Source organism: Nonomuraea sp. NPDC003709 (assembly GCF_040610775.1).
In the GTDB taxonomy this organism is placed as follows: domain Bacteria; phylum Actinomycetota; class Actinomycetes; order Streptosporangiales; family Streptosporangiaceae; genus Nonomuraea; species Nonomuraea angiospora_A.
In genome coordinates this window covers 1-1,169 of the sequence record NZ_JBEXMW010000099.1, presented here as the reverse complement: position 1 = coordinate 1,169, position 1,169 = coordinate 1, and the positions used below count along the sequence as shown (strand labels likewise).

Annotated in this window: 1 protein-coding gene and 1 pseudogene; both read left to right on the top strand. The window is 69.7% G+C overall.

What is annotated here, in order from left to right:
• On the top strand, positions 1-894 hold an 894-nt coding region (locus ABZX61_RS65885), incomplete at its 5' end, for a M23 family metallopeptidase (protein WP_355213278.1).
• 6 nt (positions 895-900) lie between these two features.
• Positions 901-1,169, top strand: a pseudogene (locus ABZX61_RS65880) (nucleoside transporter); the annotation flags it as partial.

Here is a 1,169-nt window from a genome sequence, read left to right as displayed (position 1 = left end):
CCGACGTCCTCGTCGAAGGAGGACGAGGGGGAGATGGGCAACCCGGACAACCAGGTGGACGTCCCGCCGGTGTCCACGCTGGCGGCGCCGAGCTTCCAGCTCCCCTTCCCCTGCGGCCAGACCTGGACGGGTAACTCCAGCGGGAGCAGCGCGCACAAGTCGTACGAGATCGACTTCAACCGGGGCAGCACCGCCGACGCCGACCGTGGCGACACCGTCGTCGCCGCCGCGGCCGGCACCGTGGTCATCTCGGCCCACCAGGGCTCCACCAACGGTTACGGCAACCTGGTCAAGATCGACCACGGTGGCGGCTGGACCACGTACTACGCGCACCTGACCGTGCGCTCGGTCTCCGCCGGCGCCCAGGTCACCCAGGGCCAGAAGATCGGCACGGTCGGCAACACCAGCAAGCCCGGCAACAACATCAGCCCGCACCTGCACTACGAGGTCCGCCAGGGCACCAGCTACCCGAGCAACATCCGCAAGGCCACCTTCAACGGCGCCACCTTCGGCTACCCGAACGCCAGCGTGACCTCCAAGAACAAGTGCGGCGGCGGCAGCCCCGGCAACCCGCACACCGCCGAGTCCGTGTGCGGCGCCGGCTACAAGGTGATCGATTCGGCGGCCCTCGGCTCCAGCGGCACGGTCTACCTGACCTTCAACTCCGCCAACGGCAACAACTGCGTGGCCACGATCAAGAAGGCCTCGCTCGGCAAGGCCACCGCCACCACGGCCTATCTGGAGGTCGCGGGCAAGGCCCGGGCCACCGACACCGGCAACTTCGAGTACTACGCCGGGCCGGTGCGCGGCGCGGCCGCCGGCAAGTGCGTCAAGTGGGGCGGCAAGGCCGGATCCAGCACGTACAACAGCCCGTCCGAGCACTGCGGGAGCTGAACCCTCGTGAACCTGCGCATTCTCCTGACCGGCGCCGCCGTCATCCCCCTGTCGATGCTGGTGGGGCAGCCGGCCGGCGCGGCGGCCGCCGATCCGATGACCGACGCGTTCACCAAGGCGGCCTCGACGTATGAGGTGCCTCGTGACCTGCTGGTCTCGGTGGCCTACTCCGAGACCCACCTGGACGGCCACCAGGGCCAGCCGAGCGCCGACGGCGGGTACGGCGTGATGCACCTGGTCACCGCCAAGACCCTCGACAAGGCCGCCACGCTGAC